Annotated in this window: 12 protein-coding genes; 2 read left to right on the top strand and 10 right to left on the bottom strand. The window is 62.7% G+C overall.

Annotated elements, in window-relative coordinates; all coding sequences use genetic code 11:
• Positions 1-81: 81 nt before the first annotated feature.
• The 4 genes from bla to EKO19_RS27655 all read right to left on the bottom strand — a co-directional run bounded on the left by bla (position 82) and on the right by EKO19_RS27655 (position 5842).
• Positions 82-1071 (bottom strand): class A beta-lactamase, encoded by a 990-nt coding sequence (gene bla, locus EKO19_RS27670; RefSeq protein ID WP_157995462.1) that lies wholly within the window; start codon positions 1069-1071, stop codon positions 82-84.
• A gap of 11 nt (positions 1072-1082) precedes the next feature.
• A complete protein-coding gene (locus EKO19_RS27665) occupies positions 1083-2804 on the bottom strand; it encodes a serine hydrolase domain-containing protein (RefSeq protein WP_157995461.1) in 1722 nt (573 codons plus the stop codon).
• 10 nt (positions 2805-2814) lie between these two features.
• Complete coding sequence (locus EKO19_RS27660) at positions 2815-4965, bottom strand: S9 family peptidase (protein WP_129780629.1); 2151 nt, start codon at positions 4963-4965, stop codon at positions 2815-2817.
• A 139-nt stretch (positions 4966-5104) separates the two neighbouring features.
• The gene (locus EKO19_RS27655; RefSeq protein ID WP_129780628.1) at positions 5105-5842 is read right to left on the bottom strand and encodes a helix-turn-helix domain-containing protein; all 738 of its coding nucleotides are present in this window, start codon (positions 5840-5842) and stop codon (positions 5105-5107) included.
• Positions 5843-5907: 65 nt separating this feature from the next.
• On the opposite strand from EKO19_RS27655, the gene EKO19_RS27650 reads away from it, so the two are divergent.
• The gene (locus tag EKO19_RS27650) at positions 5908-6981 is read left to right on the top strand and encodes a branched-chain amino acid aminotransferase (protein WP_129780627.1); all 1074 of its coding nucleotides are present in this window, start codon (positions 5908-5910) and stop codon (positions 6979-6981) included.
• 54 nt (positions 6982-7035) lie between these two features.
• Here the strand turns inward: EKO19_RS27650 and EKO19_RS27645 are convergent, their stop codons facing one another.
• Positions 7036-8073 carry an MBL fold metallo-hydrolase gene (locus tag EKO19_RS27645; RefSeq protein ID WP_129780626.1) on the bottom strand — a complete coding sequence of 346 codons (1038 nt, stop codon included), beginning with the start codon at positions 8071-8073 and terminating at the stop codon, positions 7036-7038.
• A 198-nt stretch (positions 8074-8271) separates the two neighbouring features.
• On the opposite strand from EKO19_RS27645, the gene EKO19_RS27640 reads away from it, so the two are divergent.
• Positions 8272-10497: a putative bifunctional diguanylate cyclase/phosphodiesterase gene (locus EKO19_RS27640; protein ID WP_129780625.1), complete on the top strand. Its 2226-nt coding sequence runs from the start codon at positions 8272-8274 to the stop codon at positions 10495-10497.
• Here EKO19_RS27640 and EKO19_RS27635 read toward each other — a convergent pair.
• The 5 genes from EKO19_RS27635 to EKO19_RS27615 all read right to left on the bottom strand — a co-directional run bounded on the left by EKO19_RS27635 (position 10439) and on the right by EKO19_RS27615 (position 17368).
• Complete coding sequence (locus EKO19_RS27635; protein ID WP_217705642.1) at positions 10439-10957, bottom strand: chemotaxis protein CheW; 519 nt, start codon at positions 10955-10957, stop codon at positions 10439-10441. The genes EKO19_RS27640 and EKO19_RS27635 overlap by 59 nt on opposite strands.
• Positions 10958-11023: 66 nt before the next feature.
• A complete protein-coding gene (locus EKO19_RS27630; protein WP_217705641.1) occupies positions 11024-13231 on the bottom strand; it encodes a methyl-accepting chemotaxis protein in 2208 nt (735 codons plus the stop codon).
• A 215-nt stretch (positions 13232-13446) separates the two neighbouring features.
• Complete coding sequence (locus EKO19_RS27625) at positions 13447-15495, bottom strand: hybrid sensor histidine kinase/response regulator (protein WP_175597218.1); 2049 nt, start codon at positions 15493-15495, stop codon at positions 13447-13449.
• Complete coding sequence (locus tag EKO19_RS27620) at positions 15483-15851, bottom strand: response regulator (RefSeq protein WP_129780622.1); 369 nt, start codon at positions 15849-15851, stop codon at positions 15483-15485. The genes EKO19_RS27625 and EKO19_RS27620 overlap by 13 nt, the downstream gene beginning before the upstream one ends.
• 2 nt (positions 15852-15853) lie before the next feature.
• Positions 15854-17368 (bottom strand): PAS domain-containing hybrid sensor histidine kinase/response regulator, encoded by a 1515-nt coding sequence (locus EKO19_RS27615; RefSeq protein ID WP_217705640.1) that lies wholly within the window; start codon positions 17366-17368, stop codon positions 15854-15856.
• Positions 17369-17502 lie beyond the last annotated feature (134 nt).

Raw genomic sequence — 17502 nt, 5'->3', positions numbered from 1 at the left:
CGGACGCTCCTCACTGGCATTTAGTATACGAAATACTATCCAGCCAGGAGGAGCATGGCAAGCGCGAGCGGCTTTCCGGGGTTAGCTGGCCTCGGCGAGCAGGTAGAAGTCGCGCACCGAGCGGGCGATCTCGGCGATCACCTTCTCGCGCTCTTCCATCGATTTGTCGCTCTCTTTGATGAACACGGCGATGACGACCTGGCCCTTGCCGTCGGGCAAGGTGATCACGCCGACATCGTTCACCGTGCCGCCGATCGTGCCGGTCTTGTGAGCAATGACCGTGCCCGCCGGCATCCGGCCGAGCAGCCGCCCTGCGCCGGTGTGACAACGCTGCATGATCTCGATCAGCACCTTGGTGCTCGATGCACTCAATGTCTGCTGATTGAAAATCCTGGTCAGCAACTGGGCCATCGCGGTCGGTGTCGAGGTGTCGCGCACATCTTTGTCGAACGCCGGGTTTGGATGGTTGCCGCGCTCTTCGAGTTGCGGATCTTTCTTGGCCGCTTCCTGGATCACTTGATTGAACGGCCCCGGCGGCAGGTCGAAGAATGCACGCAGCAAGGCCGCGGTATCGCGATCGATGCGTTGATCCTCGATGCCCTGCTTTCGCACCCACGCAGTCGCCGCCTGCGGGCCGCCGGCGAGCCGGGTCAGCACGTCGGTCGCGGTGTTGTCGCTCAATGTGAGCATCAGCTCCAGCAGGTTGTGCACCGACAGGCTGATCCCGGGATGAATCGCGAGCGTGGCGATCCCGTCCGAAGGCACGATGTCGTTCGGCTGCACCGGAACCAGCTGATCGAGTTTCAACTTGCCCGCATCCACCTGCGCCAGAATCGCACCGGCGACCGCGATCTTGAACGTGCTCGCCATGGGATAGCGATCGCCGGCATTCACCAGCACTTGCCCGCCCTTGCCATCGAGCTTCCAGGCGGCCACGCCGACCTTGCCGCCGATGGGTTGGGAGACTCGGGCGATTTCGGCTTCGAGCGTGGGCGCTGCCATGACCGGATGAAACGACGACACGGCACACAACACAAGAGCCAGCCGCCAGCGACACAGTTGTTGTTTCATTCGATGGGTCCTCAAGCGGTCGCCACGCGCCACATGTCTTCGCCCGAGAACTTCAGTCGCATGCAACGGCCATTGACGACTTCGCCGAACTGAATCCACTCGGGGCTGTGCGGCTCGTCCCGCAGATTGAAACGATCGCCCGCGGCTTCCAGCGGCATCATGCCGTCGACCCACAACTTGCCCTTGCGGATCACGATGCGAAAGCTGCCGATCCAGGGATTGTCGTTGCGATAGTGACCGACATAGTTGTGCCATTCCTTGGGCACGTTGAATTGCTTCTCGCCCTGGTATTTGGCGTTCGTGTACCAGTCGCTGCCCCAGGCCACTTCGACCACCGCGCTCTTGGGATCTTTCGCGTCGGCACGACCGAACACCAGCGGGAACAGGCTCTTGCCGCCATCCGCGACCAGAAATGCGCCCGGCGCCCCCGCCGGTTGCAGAGGCACTTTGTTGCCAGCGCGCACCAGGAACAGCTTGTCGCCGCTGCTCTGGATCTCCAGTTTGCCGCCGCCGCTCTGCTGATAGGAACCCGCGTAATCAGCCGCATCCGCGACACGAAACGCCGGATTGGCAGCCGGCAAGCTCGGCAACGGCTTGGACAACTGCTGCTCACGCATCAGCTGCACGGCGTACTGCGTGACCGGCGTCGGCCGATAACCCTGCTGAGCGTTGACCGATGCAAACGCGCCGACGCCATTGTCGATATCGACCAGCAACGACGACATGAACGATGTCATGCCACCCGTGTGGCGCACGACGTTGTGACCATCGAGCTTGTCGACAGCGATGCCGTAGCCATAGCTCGCCGTCGGGCCGAACTCGCCGGCGACGATGTGCGCCTTGGAGAACAGCGCGAACGATTCCTTCGACATCAGCCGGCGACCGTTCGGGCCTTCGCCACCGTTCGCGATCATGCGCACGTACGCACCCATATCTTTCGCCGTCGCGGCGACACAGCCCGCGCCGGTCGTGACGATCAGGCCTTGAGCTTCGGCGAGCCGCGCGTCGCGTGTGTTGGGACGATCGTTCTGGAACAGCGAATAGTTCTTCACCAGGCGGTCGCGAATATCCAGCGTGATCACCGGCTCGGACAACGTCATGCCGAGCGGCTCGAGCACGCGCTTGCGAATCACCTCGGGCAGTTCGCGGCCATCCAGAATGCCGGCGAGCTCGCCGAGCGCCTGATAGCCCATGTTGCAGTAATGGAAGTGCTCGCCGGGCGCATAGGCGGCGCGATGGCGGAGCGTCGGATCCGACGGGAACAGCGGACAATTGCCCGGCAGACCCGAGCCGTGCGTCAACAGATCGTGCGTGGTGATGGGCTTGAAGGCCGAGTCGATGCGGAACCAAGGCAGGTACTCCACGATCGGCTTGTGCAGATCGAGCTTGCCTTCGTCATGGAGCTGCAGCAGACAGACACCGACGAACGATTTGCTGATCGAGCCGATCTCGAACAACTCGTCGTCGCGCACCGGCGTCTGACGCTCCAGATCGCCCAAGCCATAATTCACGACGCGGCGCAGACCGTTGCGATCCGCCAGCACCAGGGTCATGCCCGGCGACTTCATTTCTGCCATGAACTGGTGAGCGAACTCGTCCAGGCGCGTGAACAGGGCCGCGTCGGCGCCCGACGCCGCGCTGCCCGTCGAATCGGCTACGGCGAAGCGACCCATCGCGGTCGCGCCGGCAAGTAACCCGGTGTGTACCAACATTTCTCGGCGGCTGATCCCCATGATGTTCTCCTTATGAACCGGGCTGCTGCAAATAACGGTCGAGGAATTCGTGCGTCGCTTCGAACACGCGGCGCCAGCTTCGATACAGAATGAAATCATGCACTTCGTTGGGCAGGACCAGCAACTCGGGCTCGACCTTGGTGTATTCGCGCAGGCCGCGCACGAGCTCGACGCTTTGATCGAAAGGCACCGCGCGATCGTCATCGCCATGAACGATCAGCACCGGCGCGCGCCAGTCCTTGACCGAGCTCAGCGCCGATGACTGCCAGGCCACCTCGGCGACTTCCGCCGAAGCCCCCGGTGCCGTCAGGTCTGGAAGAATGGACTTCCAGTTGTGCACGCCGGCCATGTCGACGCCGACCGCGAAGTCCTGCGGGAATTTCGCGAGCGCCAGCGAAGTCATGATGCCGCCGTAACTCATTCCGTACACGCCGATGCGAGCTGGATCGATATCGCCGCGGCTCTTCAAATACTCCACCGCGCCACCAATATCACGAGCCTCGCTGCCGCCACCGGCCGCAAATTGATCCGGCTCGCGGAAGTTCAGGCCATAGCCCGTGCCGCCGCGATAGTTGACCGACAGAACGACGTAACCCTTCGAGGCCAGAAACTGATTCATCGCATACATATGAGTGTATGCGCCCATCGGATGCCAACCGAGCAGCATCTGCCGCTGCGGGCCGCCGTGGAAGAACAACACCGCCGGTTGTTTCGCGCTCTTCTTGCCAGCCGGCGCGAACAATTGACCGTGCACCGACAATCCATCCGGGCTCTTGAACACCACCCGTTGCGGAACGACCAGACGATCGCCCGGGAAGGGCAACGTTTCGCCGCTCGCCGGCATCGTCTTGAGCGCGCCGTCCGCCTGAACCAGCGCGGGCGCCATCGGATTGCGCGCCGTACTATGCAGAGCGAACAGTGCGCCGCTCCCGGTCAGCACCGGGAAATCTTCGATGCTGTCGCCCTTGGTCGTCCGCTGCGGCTTGCCGCCCTTGGCCGGCACCCGCCACAGATGCCGATGATCGTCATCGTCGGCGTTGGACGAATAAATCACTTCGCGACCGGCCGGATCGACCGTCATCGCGAACACTTCAGCGCCGTCTTGTGACAACGCGACCGGGCGCGCGCCCTGCTGCGATAGATCCAAGGAATAAAGTCGCAGCCAACCCGTCTTCTCCCACGGGAACACCAAACGATTGTCCGCGGCCCACAGCAGACTCGCGCTGCCTTCGATCGGCTGAAACACGCTGCCGGCGCCCGCATCCGCCGTCCATACCTTGTTGGCATTGCCACTGGCTACGTCGGCAACCCACACGGACCACGGATCGCCCGCACGCTTCGCAAAGAACGCGTCGGTCCAGAATGAGATAGGCAACGACGGATAACGAACCCACGCGAGCCGTTTGCCGTCGCGAGACCAGCGCAGGCTCATGTCATGGTCGACACCCGGGCTCAGCCATTGAATGTTTCTGGACGCAATCTCGATGACGCCGACGACGCCGTAGTCTTTGCGATTGCTCACAAAGGCCAGACGCTTGCCATCCGGCGACCATGACAGCTCGCTGGCAACCCCGGCATCCTGGAGCAACTGAGTCGCCGCGTCGGTTCGAGACAGATTGGCGATCCAGATCTGGCCGGCACGCACCAACGCAATGTCGTCATTGACGGGTGAAGTGACGGCGTTGCTGCCCGGCCCAAAGGAACGAATCTCGCCCGAATCGAGCCGCACCGACGCGATCTCCATCGCGATCGGCCCGGCCGCCGAGCTCAATGGATTGACCGGCCCGCCGCCCTCGAGACTGCCGCCACGCGAGAACACCAGCGTCGCGGCGTCATGCGACCACTGCAGATCGGCCAGCTCGACGCCGTTGTCTGCCTGCTCGCGCGTGAGCGCGCGAACGGCGAACGTTCCGTCCTTGCCTGCCTGCCCCAGATAGACATTGCGCGCCCCCCGATGATTAGCGATCCAAGCGACTCGTTCGCCCTGGGGCGCCGCCGTCAAGCCCGTGGGAAACGGCGCGCTCAACAGGTCTTCGATGGTGATGGATTTATCGGCGGCGTCGGCTGGTGGAGCGAGAGTGGTGCCGAGCCACAGGCACAAAGACAGCAGCAGCCCCGCGCCTCGTTGCCGGGCACGGTCTGGCGAATCGGCAAGCGTCATTACGACTCCCGGATTGTTGTATCCCCCACAGGCCAGTCTAGGGGGCGAGCCCTCCCTGTCAAGAGAATTTTCTCCATACAGGATAAATCGCCCTGGATGGAGACTACCGGCTCAAACTTACTCTACGGTAACATACGGGCTACGCCACGCCGGCGCGCCGCTTCGGTTTCGCGGGAGTCTTCTTGTTGGTGGGAGATCTGGCCAATTTCGGCTTTTCAGCGTTGCCTGCCGCGTCCGTCCTGGCTAGCTTCGGCGCTTCGCCGCGCGCCTGGGAAATCAGCTCCTGCTGGAGATTGGCCGCGGCCGAGGCACATACCGCGAGCACGGTCGCTTCCTCGAATCCGCCGGCGACGAGGTAGCCGTGGCCCATTTCGCTGTCCAGATAGATGTACTCGCCGGCGCGCAATGTAATCGGATCGTAAAACTCCGAGTGCACTTCGATGGCGCCTTCCAGCACGTACACGAATTCCTCGCCCGCATGACGCAGCAGCTCGCCGAATTCCTCCATGGTCCGGGAGCGCACGCGGCTGATGAGCGGAATCATGATCTTGCCGCGCAGCTCGGTGCACAGATAGCGATAGTCGTAGTTCTTGGTTTCCACGCCCAGACCGTCGGCGCTCTGGCCGACGCTTCGGCGCGCCATGCCCTTGGGCTGCGGCGTGACCGGCGAGGCGTTGAGAAAGTCCGACAGACTCATGCCGAGCTTGTCGCTCAGATCCACCAGTTTGTCGTAGGTCAGCGTCAGGTGACCCTTCTCGACCTTGGCGAGCGTCGAGAGCGGAATCGCCACGTGCTGGCTCATCTCGGCGAGCGTCCAGCCATTGCTGGTGCGGATGTGCCTAACGATATTTCCCAGGCTGGGTTTGGCCTTTACCATACAATGCAAATCATAACGTCAGCGCTGCTCCTGTGCAGCTTGCTTCGCGTCCCCGAGGATCTCACATGACTTTTACGATCACACCGCACGCTTCGCCCGTCAGCGCCCAGGCCCGCGAGAAGGCTCTGGAAGATCCCGGCTTTGGCCGTGTCTTCACCGATCACATGGTCACGCTGCGCTGGACCGCGGCTCGCGGCTGGCACGACGGCAAAGTCACGGCGCGCGCACCGATCGCCATCGACCCCGCCGCGTCGGTACTGCACTACGCGCAGGAAATTTTCGAAGGCATGAAAGCGTATCGCACCGCCAAGGGCGATATCGTGCTTTTTCGTCCGGACATGAATGCCAACCGCCTGGCGCGTTCGGCGGAACGCCTGGCCATGCCGGTCATTCCCGAAGCACTGTTCATCGAGGCCGTGGAAGCGCTGGTGAAGATCGACAAGGACTGGGTGCCGAGCGGCGCCGGCAGCTTGTATCTGCGTCCTTTCATGTTTGCGAGCGAGGCATTCCTCGGCGTGCGCCCGGCGCAGGAATATGTCTTCTGCGTGATCGCCTGCCCGGTCGGCCCGTATTTCAAAGGCGGCGACAAGCCGCTGAAGCTGTGGGTCTCGGATAAATACACTCGCGCCGCGCCCGGCGGCACCGGTGCGGCGAAGTGCGGCGGCAACTATGCCGCGAGCCTCATCGCTCAAGCCGAAGCCACTGAGAAAGGTTGCGATCAGGTCGTGTTCCTCGACGCCGCCGAACATCGCTGGATCGAAGAGCTGGGTGGCATGAATCTGTTCTTTGTGATGAGCGACGGCTCCATGATCACGCCGCCGCTGACCGGCACGATCCTGCCGGGCATCACTCGCACCAGCATCATCGAGATCGCACGTGACTTGGGTATGAAAGTCACCGAGGCGCCCTACTCGATGGACCAGTGGCGCTCGGATGCGGAGAGCGGCAAGCTCAGCGAAGCATTCGCCTGCGGCACGGCAGCGGTGGTTGCGAGCATCGGTGAAATCGTCAGCTCGTCCGGCTCGTTCCGCGTCAAGAACGCGACCGGCGCAACCGTTGCCGGCAAGCTCAAAGAGCAATTGGTTGGAATTCAGAAGGGCAACATCAGCGACTCACGCGGCTGGGTTCGCAAGGTCTGACCTGCCGGCCTGGATCGGATCGGCGGCACGGTGGGGCCGCCGATCCAATTCAGATTAGTTTGCTCCGGGTATCACCGGATATCCCGCCTCACGCCACGCCTTCATCCCGCCATCCAGGGCCACGGCGCCCCTGAATCCCATCTGTCGTAACGTGGCCGTCGCCAGCGTCGAGACCCGGCCGAATTCACAATAGACCAGAATTCGCCGCGTCGGATCCGGCAGCTCCTGGTTCACTCGCAACTCCAGCTGGCCGCGTGGCAGATGCTGTGCGCCTTGAATGTGACCTTCCTGGAACGCGTCGCGCTCGCGCACGTCGAGCACGATGAAATCGCATTTATCGCTCTCGACCGCTGCCCGCAACTCCGCGAGCGACATGAAAGGCACCGCTGCTGCAGCTTCAGCCAACATCTGCGCGACCGTCTTGCCTCCGGTCATGTTCGTGCGCAGCGCCTCGGTGATATGCGTCGGCATCGTGAGATTGAGGTTCTGCATCATCTCGATGAAGGCCCCGCGATCGCGCTGCTGAAGACGCGGATTCCCGGCCAGCTCCTGACCGATCGTGGTGTGCGAACGACCTTTGTATTCGTGTGCCGGGAACACCAGGGTCGCCGGGTCCAGCTTCAGCACATTGTTGAAGAGGCTGTCATGAAGCGCGCTGGCATCGCCGCTGGGCAAGTCGGTGCGACCGGTGCCGCCGATGAGCAAGGTATCGCCGGTGAACACTCGATCCTGCACCGTCAGACACATGGAATCGCGCGTGTGTCCGGGCGTGTGCATCGCCTGCAGTCGAAGTTTACCGACGACCAGCAGCTCGCCACTTTGCAGCCGCAAATCGACGAACGGCGCCGGGCTGAAGCCATGCATCACCACCGGCACATTGAGCTGCCGGGCCAGCTGCTGCGTGCCCGAGAAATGATCCGCGTGGGTATGGGTATCGACCAGATACTTGATACGCAGGCCATCGCGCGCGGCCAATGCCAGATAACGATCGATCTGGCTCAGCTCCGGATCGATCAACGCCGCGGCACAGGTCTCTTCACAGCCGATCAAATAGGAGCGACAGCCCCCGGAGACCACGGTTTCGAACAACATGACACGCTCCAGGCCGACAGGCACTGTCGGGAATCGTAGTAGCAAGCGACCGAGAGTCGCAATACTACCAATGACGGAAGTAATGGCAGGGCCGGACCCGCACATGACTCACGGCATCTTTCGCCCGTGATCCCGTCACGGATACTGCACGTGACCCGTTTTCGACGGGATCCATAAGGCAGGAGGGTCTTCGCTGCAATGACGGGGGGCACAAGTCGTCCCACGCAAGCAGAGGACGCGCTCGTTCGCTCGTATGCGAGTCTGTTCGAGGGGCTGCTGCCGGGCATCTCCGGCAGCGCTCACTTCAATGCGCAGTTGCGGCCGGTAGGCGGCACGGGCTCACTGAACGATCTGCGTGACGCGTCCACTTGGCTGCGTGACTGCGGCTGGCTACAGCAACGTGGCGCGCGCAAGCCGATCGAACGCGAGGCCGTCAACGGCCGGCACCAACTCGCCTTCCCCCTGTTGAATTCGGAAGGCAGGCTGCTGTGGGCGGTCGGCATCGACCTGACTACCGCAACCAAGCGAAGACTGGGCGATCATCTCATCGACAAGGTGGCCCAGCGCTTGCGCCCGGCGTTCGAATGTTTGCAGCGTGAGCGCAGTCTCGTTCCCGCCGCGGAGATCACAACAGTCACCGACGCAACAGAACGCACCGCCGATCTCGAATGGTTGTTTCATGTCTCCGCCGATCTGAAACGCTCCGACGGAGAATGGCTGAGTCTGCAGCACCTGCTGGCATCCGCGTGCACACGCATCGAGGCTACGCTCGGGTCATTGTCAGTGCCCGACAAGAACATTTCACTGATCCAGGCTATCGACACCACAGCGGCGGCTCCCATCGCTCGATCGCTGCCCCAGCTTCAACCTCACTTGCTTGCGTGGACCGTACGCAAGAAGGAAGTGTTGCTGGTCAATGAACCCTCCTCGCACTTGCGAGCGCTGGTCCCGGCGCGATTGCTGATCGTTCCCGTGCTGGCGCCATCCGGTCGCGTCGTGGGCCTGCTCGCGTTCTTCCGTGGGCTGGAGATGGACCCGTTCACCGAGCGGCATCGTTATCTTGCCAGCCACCTGGCGCGTCAGATCGCTCTCATCGTCGAGTCGCAATCCGACCTGGCCACCGGCCTGCCCACGCGCGCCGCGCTCGAGCACAGCGTCGAGCAGCGCTGCCAGCAGACGCAGGCCCATCGAAGTCTGGTGTACATCGACATCGACGGGCTGCACGTATGCAATGAGAAGCACGGCTTCGAGCTCGGTGACGAGCTGATCATGCGGATCGCAGACTTGCTCACCTCGAAGCTGGTGCCCGCCGAGTCGCTGGTAGGCAGACTCTCCGGCGACAAGTTTGCCGTGATGCTGGAGAACTGCGAGCCGCAAGCGGCGCTCGGCTTCACGCAGAAGCTGCAGCAAGCAGCCTCGAAGATCGTCATTGGTCCGGCGGAAGACACGTTCGATGTCTCGCTCAGCTGCGGGGTCGCGACGGTAGTGGACGTACCGAAAGGCTTTGCGCGCGCCCTGGCCTGCTCGGAGATCGCGTGCAAGGCGGCGAAGGATCGCGGCCGCAATCGCACCGAACTGTATGCGAACGATGACATCAGCATGATGCGCCGTCGCGGCGACATGATTCTTGTCGGTCAGCTGCGCGAAGCGATTCGCAAGGAGAAGCTGATTCTGCACGCACAACCGATCGTGCGCCTGGACCGGGAGCGCTCGTCCGCCGGCTTCGAAGTCCTGCTGCGCTGGCGCGATCCCACCGGCGAAATCGTGGCGCCCGGCGCATTCATGTCCGCCGCGCAACGCTACCAGCTGATGCCGCAGATCGATCGCTATGTCGTCCGGCACACGCTGGCGCAGCTCGCGCCCTATCGCGGCCTGTTGATGGAAATGAAGGCCACTGCCTCCATCAATATCTCAGGTCAATCGTTGAGCGACGAGTCCTTCATCGAATATCTGCTCAACGAGCTGCATGTTTCCAATGTGCCGCCGGGTCTCGTGACCTGCGAGATCACCGAGCAGACGGCGGTGGCCTGCCTGGCAAAATCCGTGGAGCTGATGCATCGCCTGCGCCGCGCCGGCTGCAAAGTGGCGCTCGACGACTTCGGCACCGGCGCCAGCAACTTCACCTATCTCCAGTCCCTGCCGGCCACGCGCATCAAGATCGACGGCAGCTTCGTGAAAGACATCCTGACCAACGCCCGCTGCGTCAGCATGGTCAAGAGTCTGGTGGGCCTGGCCCGGGAGTTCCAGATGGATTGCGTCGCCGAGTACGTCGAGACCGACGCACTGGCGCGCAAGCTGGAGACCCTGGGCGTGGATCACGCCCAGGGTTATGCGTTCGGCCGGCCCGAGCCGTTGGAAGAGTTGCTCAAGCGAATGCAGGGGGCGGAGTCGGAGCGGTTGCGGGCGTATTGGCTGGAAGTGTGAGTTCCAGTTCCTGGAGCGCGAGATCATCGAACGCGAGCACGCGAGCGGTATCGAGCAACACCACGAAATTTCCGTCCACCCGCGCCATACCGGCGATGAAGTCGCTACGGATGTTGGTACCGAAGCTGGGCGCCGACTCGATATCCGACTCGGGAATCTCCAGCACCGCATTCACCTCGTCCACCTGTACGCCGATGACGTGAGTGCGCTCTTCGCGCTCGACTTCGACGACGACGATACAAGTGCGTTTGGTGATCTCTGCCGACGGCTTGTGCAAACGTGTCGCGAGGTCGGCGACCGGCACGGCGGCACCGCGAAGATTGATCACGCCACGCAGGCAGGCCGGCATCATCGGCAGCTCGGTCGGCTCGGTGTATTCGATGATCTCCTTGATGGCCAGGATACCGATCGCATACACCCGCCGGCCCAGCGAGAACGTCAGATACTGTTGGGTTTTCATTGAATGAGCCGAGCCCTCCGGCCCGCTCACCGCAGACAAATCAACCATGGTCCGCGCTCCTGCCGATCAGCCGAACTTCGAGAAATGAGCGGGATCGATCTCGCCGCTCGGCACACTGAAACTGCCGCCCGTGGCGGGAGCGGCCGAGCGCGCCGGGGCACGACCGCGAGATTTCGGCGCAGCGACGGGCGCTGCATTCGCCGGTTTGCGAGCCGGCGCCGGGCGCGCCAGCGTCTGATCCTGAGCCAACTTGAAGAACTGCATCGTCTGCTGAAGCTGCTCGGCCTGCGAGCTCATTTCCTCGGCCGTGGCCGCCAGCTGCTCGGACGAAGAAGCGTTCTGCTGAGTCGCCTGCGACAGGTTGGTCATCGCGGCATTGATCTGCCCGACGCCCGAAGACTGTTCCTGCGACGCCGCCGAGATCTCCTGCACCAGGTCCGATGTTTTCTTGATCGACGGCACGATGGCCGTCAGCAAGGTTCCCGCTTTCTCCGCCAGCTCGACGCTGCCGGAAGCCACGGTGCCGATCTCCTGAGCCGCCACCTGGCTGCGCTCGGCGAGCTTGCGAACTTCGGCGGCAACCACCGCGAAGCCCTTGCCATGCTCTCCCGCGCGCGCCGCTTCGATGGCCGCATTCAGCGCCAGCAAATTGGTCTGATACGCGATGTCATCGATGATGCCGATCTTCTGCGCGATCTGTTTCATCGCCGAAACGGTCTCGCGCACGGCCTCGCCGCCATCGGCCGCTTCGCTGGCCGCCTTGGTCGCCATGCTGTCGGTGACCTTGGCATTGTCGCTGTTCTGGGCGATCGATGCCGTCATCTGCTCGATCGACGCGCTGGTCTCTTCCACGCCAGCAGCCTGTTCTCCGGCGGAGCGGGACAGCGTTTGCGACGTCGCACTCACCTCCTCGGCCGCGCTCGACAACGACTGCGCTGCTTCGTTGACTTCACTGATGATCATCGAGAGCTTGAGCACGGTGCTGTTCGCGTACTCCTTCATCTCGCCGAAAGCACCGGCATACTCTGCGTCGATGGTCTGAGTCAGATCGCCTTCGGCGAGCGCGCTCAACACGCGGATCAGATCGCGGATCGGCTGAACCATGCCTTCCATGGTGGCGTTGATGCCGCCGACGATCCGGTTGAAGTCGCCATGATGTTTGGTGGCATCGGCGCGCGCATCCAAGCGTCCCTCGACCGCGGCTTTCACCAGCATGTCGGTGTCGACGATGAGCGCCTTGAGGTTGGCGCGCACCCGCTCGATGGTGTCGTTGATGAAGGCTTTCTTGCCGGGGAACTTGTCCAGCGGCGCGTCGAAATTGCCGCGACCGAATTCGGCGATACAAGCCATCGCCTTTTTCTTCACCGTGATGTGGCCGGCCACCATGTCGTTGATGCCGGCGGCCATGGTGCGGAAGTCGCCCTGGAACTTGTCGGTATCGATGACGACATCGATGTCGCCCGCGTCGTGCTCCTTCGACATCCGGTTCATCTCGGCGATCAGGCCGCGCAAGTTGCCACGAACCTGCTCGATGGTGTCGTTGATGAAGGCCTTCTTGCCGGGGAACTTGTCCAGCGGCGCATCGAAATTGCCGCGACCGAACTCGGCGATACAAGCCATCGCCTTCTTTTTCACCGCGATGTGACCGGCCACCATGTCGTTGATGCCGGCGGCCAGCTCACGAAACTGACCAGCGTATTTGCCTGCATCGATTCTGGTGTCGATATCGCCGGCTTCGTGCTCGGCGCTCATGCGAACCAAGTCCGAGGAAACATCCTGGATGCGCTCGAGCAAGGTATCGATGCCATGCGCCACTTCGAGGAGATGCGGCGGCAGGCCGTTCGCGTCGATGCGCTTGGAAAGATCGCCCTGCGCCGCGGCCGCGACCACGCCGCCGATGCTGTTCTTGATCTGCGTTTCTTGAGCCAGACGCTCGGTGTGCTCGGTCCACGTCACCACCGCGCCGGTCTTCCGGCCGCTGCTGTCGAGAATCGGCGCGTTCTGAATAGAAAACGTTCGTACGCCAACCTTGAGCGTCGCTCCGGACTGCTCCATCGGGTGGCTCGCGAGCCGGTAGAACAGATCCAACGGTTTGCCGACCAACTCGTCGGCGGAAAACTGCGGCAGGCTTTTCCTGATGTCGCTTTCCACCGACCGCAGCAGCGTCCGCAGCGCCGGATTCAGGTGGACAATCGTCTCGCGCGCGTCCGTCACGAGGATACTCGCGGGCACGGCGTCCAGCGCCTGCGCCAGGATCTTGTTCTTACCAAACATCGTTCGACTCCAATTCTCGGATGACAGGCACGAAACATTCGTCGCCGCGCCGTAAACCGGCCGCCGACTGGAGTTCAGTACGGCGGCTGCCAAATAACCTTGAGGAGATCCGGGAAATTGACCGGGGCTGGATGATCAGACTGTGAACGATTCGACGGAGCCGTCAGTATCCGACAAGGGTCGGGCACGAGGTCACCGTCACTCCAGAGTCACCCCTAGGTGATGCCCCGATCGAGCACGTCGCGCACTTTCTGCGCGAGCGCCAGCGGGGTGTACGGTTTCTGGATGAAGTTCACCGTGGAGTCGAGCAGGCCGTCACGGACCACGGCATCTTCGTTGTGGCCACTCATGAACAGCACTTTGATGTTGGGAAACTGCTGCCGCAATTGCCGCGCCACCTCGGAACCGCTGATGTTGGGCATGACGATATCGGTGAGGACGAGGTCGATGGGCTCGCGCGCGGTCTGAGCGATGCGCAAGGCATCCCGGCCGTCGAAGGCGGTTATCACATCGTAACCGTGCAACTCCAGGCTGGCGGTCACCACGTCGCGAACGCCTTCGTCGTCTTCGACCACCAGAATCGTTTCGGTGCCGCGCCCCACCTGTAAGCGATTCTCGACCGGTTTCGCCACCGTGGCGTCCACCATCGGCAAGAAGATCCGGAACGTCGAGCCCCGACCCGGCTCGCTCTCGACCTTGATACAACCGCCGCTGTGCTGAACGATGCCGAAGACCATCGACAGCCCCAGCCCGGTTCCCTTGCCCACTTCCTTGGTCGTGAAGAAAGGTTCGAAGATGCGCGCCTGGATCTCGGGCGGGATGCCGCTGCCAGTATCGGTCACCGCCAACATCACATAGCGGCCGGGATGGCAATCGAACATCGCGTCGATCCTGGACGCATCGAGCGTCACGTTGGCCGTCTCGATGGTCAGCGCGCCCCCGCTCGGCATGGCATCGCGCGCGTTGACGGCGAGATTCATCAGCACCTGATCCACCTGGCTGCGATCGGCTTCGACCGCGCCAAGGCCGGGGCCGCGCAACGTCGTGAGTGTGATGTCGGAACCAATCAATCGCCGCAGCAGGTCGCCGGTATCGACCACGACCTCGTTCAGATCCAGCACCTCGGGCTGCGTAATCACCTGCCGGCTGAAACCGAGCAGCTGACGCGTCAGTGCGGACGCGCGCTTGCCGGCGTCGCGTATCGCTTTGGCATGATCCTGAATCGTCGTGCCGACCTGCGGCTCGTGCAGGATCAATTCGCTGTAGCTGCCGATGATGGTCAGCAGATTGTTGAAATCGTGCGCCACCCCGCCGGCGAGCCGGCCGATGGCTTCCATCTTGTGCGACTGGCGCAGCTGCTCTTCGAGACGGCGACGCTCGGTGATATCGCGTGAAATGCCGACGACACCGGCGACGTTGCCACGCTCGTCGCGATACGGCGCCTTGGTCGCATGAAACAAGCGTTCCATGCCGCCCACTTGCAACGTCTCCTCGAACGTGAGGGCGGTATTCGCTTGCATGACTTCCCGGTCGTTCAAGGCAAGCGCAGCCGCACCCGGTGCGCCGAACAGCGCGACGTCGTCACACCCCACGATGTCGCTCGGCGGTCTGCCGATATAGCGGCTGGCCGACTCGTTGACCAACAGATAACGGCCGTTGCGATCCTTGACGAACACCGCATCCGAAGTGCCTTCCGCCACCGCGCGCAGCATCTCCTGGCTATTACGCAGCGCCGCTTCAGTTCGCTTGCGCTCGCCGATCTCCTGTTGCAGCCCGCGATTGGTCTGTTCCAGCTGCACCAGCTTGTCTTCCAGCTTGCGGATCAGCACCTCGTTGTATTGTTTGAGGAGCAGCGATTCCTCGACCGGCGAACGTGCGGCCGTCGACTCGCCTCGAGCCCGGCGCGCCAGCGTCTCCTCGATCCGCGCCATCAGATGCTCGGGTTCCGTGGGCTTGATGATGAAAGCATCGGCGCCCAACGCCATCGCGAGCTGCTCATCCTGAGGCTCGGTGTAAGTGGCGGTGTAGACCACGAAAGGAATCGACTTCAGTCGAGCATCGGAGCGCCAGTGGCGCAGCAACGCATAGCCGTCCAGCACCGGCATCAACAGGTCCGAGACGATGAGCTCCGGCGGATCCTGCCGGGCGAGACTCAAAGCGGCGGCACCATCGGCCGCTTCGGTAACCTGATGACCGTGCCCCTGCAGGAGCACACGCAGGAGATACAAGTTCTCCGAATGATCGTCGACGATCAGGACACGCATAGGAAGCGCTCGACTTCGGCGACGAAGGACTCCGGATCGATGGGCTTTTCGATATAGCCCTCGGCGCCGGCCTCCAGACATTTCTCACGATCGCCGGCCATCGCATAGGAAGTGACGGCGACGATGGGAATGGCGCTGAGCGCGGGATCGCTCTTCAGCGCGCGGGCCACGGCGTGACCGTCCATGCCGGGCAGCTGGATATCGAGCAGGATCAGGTCGGGGCGCAGTTTCGCGGCCATGTCGAGGCCGAGCAGACCGTCTTCGGCCTGCAGCACGCGGTGGCCATGCTGTTCCAGCAGGAACGTCGCCAGGTAGCGATTCTGGACGTTATCTTCGATCAACAGCATCGTAGCCATTGTTATTGTCGCGCTGTGGCCTGGATCGGCAGAGTCACCGTGAAGACGCTGCCCTTACCCCATTCGCTGGCGGCGGCGATCTGCCCGCCCATGAGCTCGGTCAGACGTCTGCAGATCGCCAGCCCCAGCCCGGTCCCCTCGTGCCTGCGAGCCAGGCCGGACTCCACTTGTTTGAACGGCTGAAACAACGATTGCAGATCGTCCGGGCCGATCCCGATGCCAGTGTCGCACACCTGCAATCGCAACGTATGGTCGGCGTTGCGTTCGGCCACGAGGGTGACCTCGCCGTGGTCGGTGAACTTGATCGCGTTGCTGAGCAGATTCAACAGCACCTGCTCGAAACGCCGCTGATCGCCGACCAGCTGACCGAGCCCCTCGCCGGCGTGAACCCGCAGCGGCAGCTGTTTCGCGGTGGCCTGCGGTGAGACCAGCGCCAGCACCTTGTCGATCGAACGCCGGGCGTCGAACGGCACGCGGCTCACGCCCAGCTGACCGGCTTCGATCTTGGAAATATCCAGCACGTCGTTCACCAGGGCCAGCAAATGCCGGGCGCTGGAACGGACCATGTCCAGCTGCTTGCGCTGCTCGTCGTTCAACGGACCGGCCAGTCCCTGCAACATGACCCCGGTGAAGCCGATGATGGAATTGAGCGGCGTGCGCAGCTCATGAGACATGGTCGCGAGGAACGCCGACTTGACCCGGTCCGCCTCCTCGGCGCGCAATCTCTGCTCACGTTCGGCTTCAGCCCGCAGGCGTTCGGTGATGTCGGTGCCGATACTGAGGATGGCCGAAACAGCGCCGTTGGCGTCGCGCTCGATCCGGTTGGTCCAGGAGATCCAGACCCGCTCGCCATTGCGACGCATGTTCTCATTGGTGTTCTGCTCGAACGCTTCCGGCGCCGCGCAGATCCGGTCCATCAGCTGGCGCAGATCGGCGCCCCCGGCATCGGTGGACGGCACAATGGTACCGATGACATGCCGGCCGACGATCTCCTGTTCCGTATAGCCGAAGAAGCGCAGGCCGAAGTCGTTGAGGAAGGCGATCCGGCCTTGGGAATCCCAACGCAGGATGATGCTGTTGGCATGCTCGACCAATTCGCGGTAGCGCCGTTCGCTGTCGGCCAGCCGCTGCTCGGTCCGAACCCGATCCGAGATGTCGATGCCGACTCCGACCAGGCAAGGCCGGCCTTCGAACTCGACCCGCCGGCCGGTGAAAAAATACGGCGTGCGCGTGCCGTTTTTTGCCAGGAACGAGGCTGCTATCGAAGACTCGCCACTGCTGAACACCTGCTGGATCCGCGCCTCGACCCACGCCCGGTCTTCGGCCGCGAAAAAATCCAGCGGATGCATGCCGACGATTTCGTCGTGGCCGTAACCGGAGACCGCCTCGAAGTTGCGATTCCAACGCAGGAACCGACCGTCCGCGTCGTAGCAATACAGAATGCCCGGCATGCTCTCGACCATGGTGTCCGAGAACAGCTTCTCATTGAGCTGGATGGCGTCGGCCTCGCTTGGCACGCAGCGATCATGCTGGGGCGGCGTGCCGTTTGGAATCAGGGAACACCTGGAAAAAATTGCACGCAGGCGCCGAAATCCGACTGGATTCGTCACTGCCGAAATAAACCAGCACACAGAAAACGCAGCGACCGGAC

Origin of the sequence: Peristeroidobacter soli (assembly GCF_004138485.1) — a bacterium.
In the GTDB taxonomy this organism is placed as follows: domain Bacteria; phylum Pseudomonadota; class Gammaproteobacteria; order Steroidobacterales; family Steroidobacteraceae; genus Steroidobacter; species Steroidobacter soli.
Note: the sequence above shows the minus strand (reverse complement) of the source record. Positions and strands in the feature narration are given on the sequence as shown.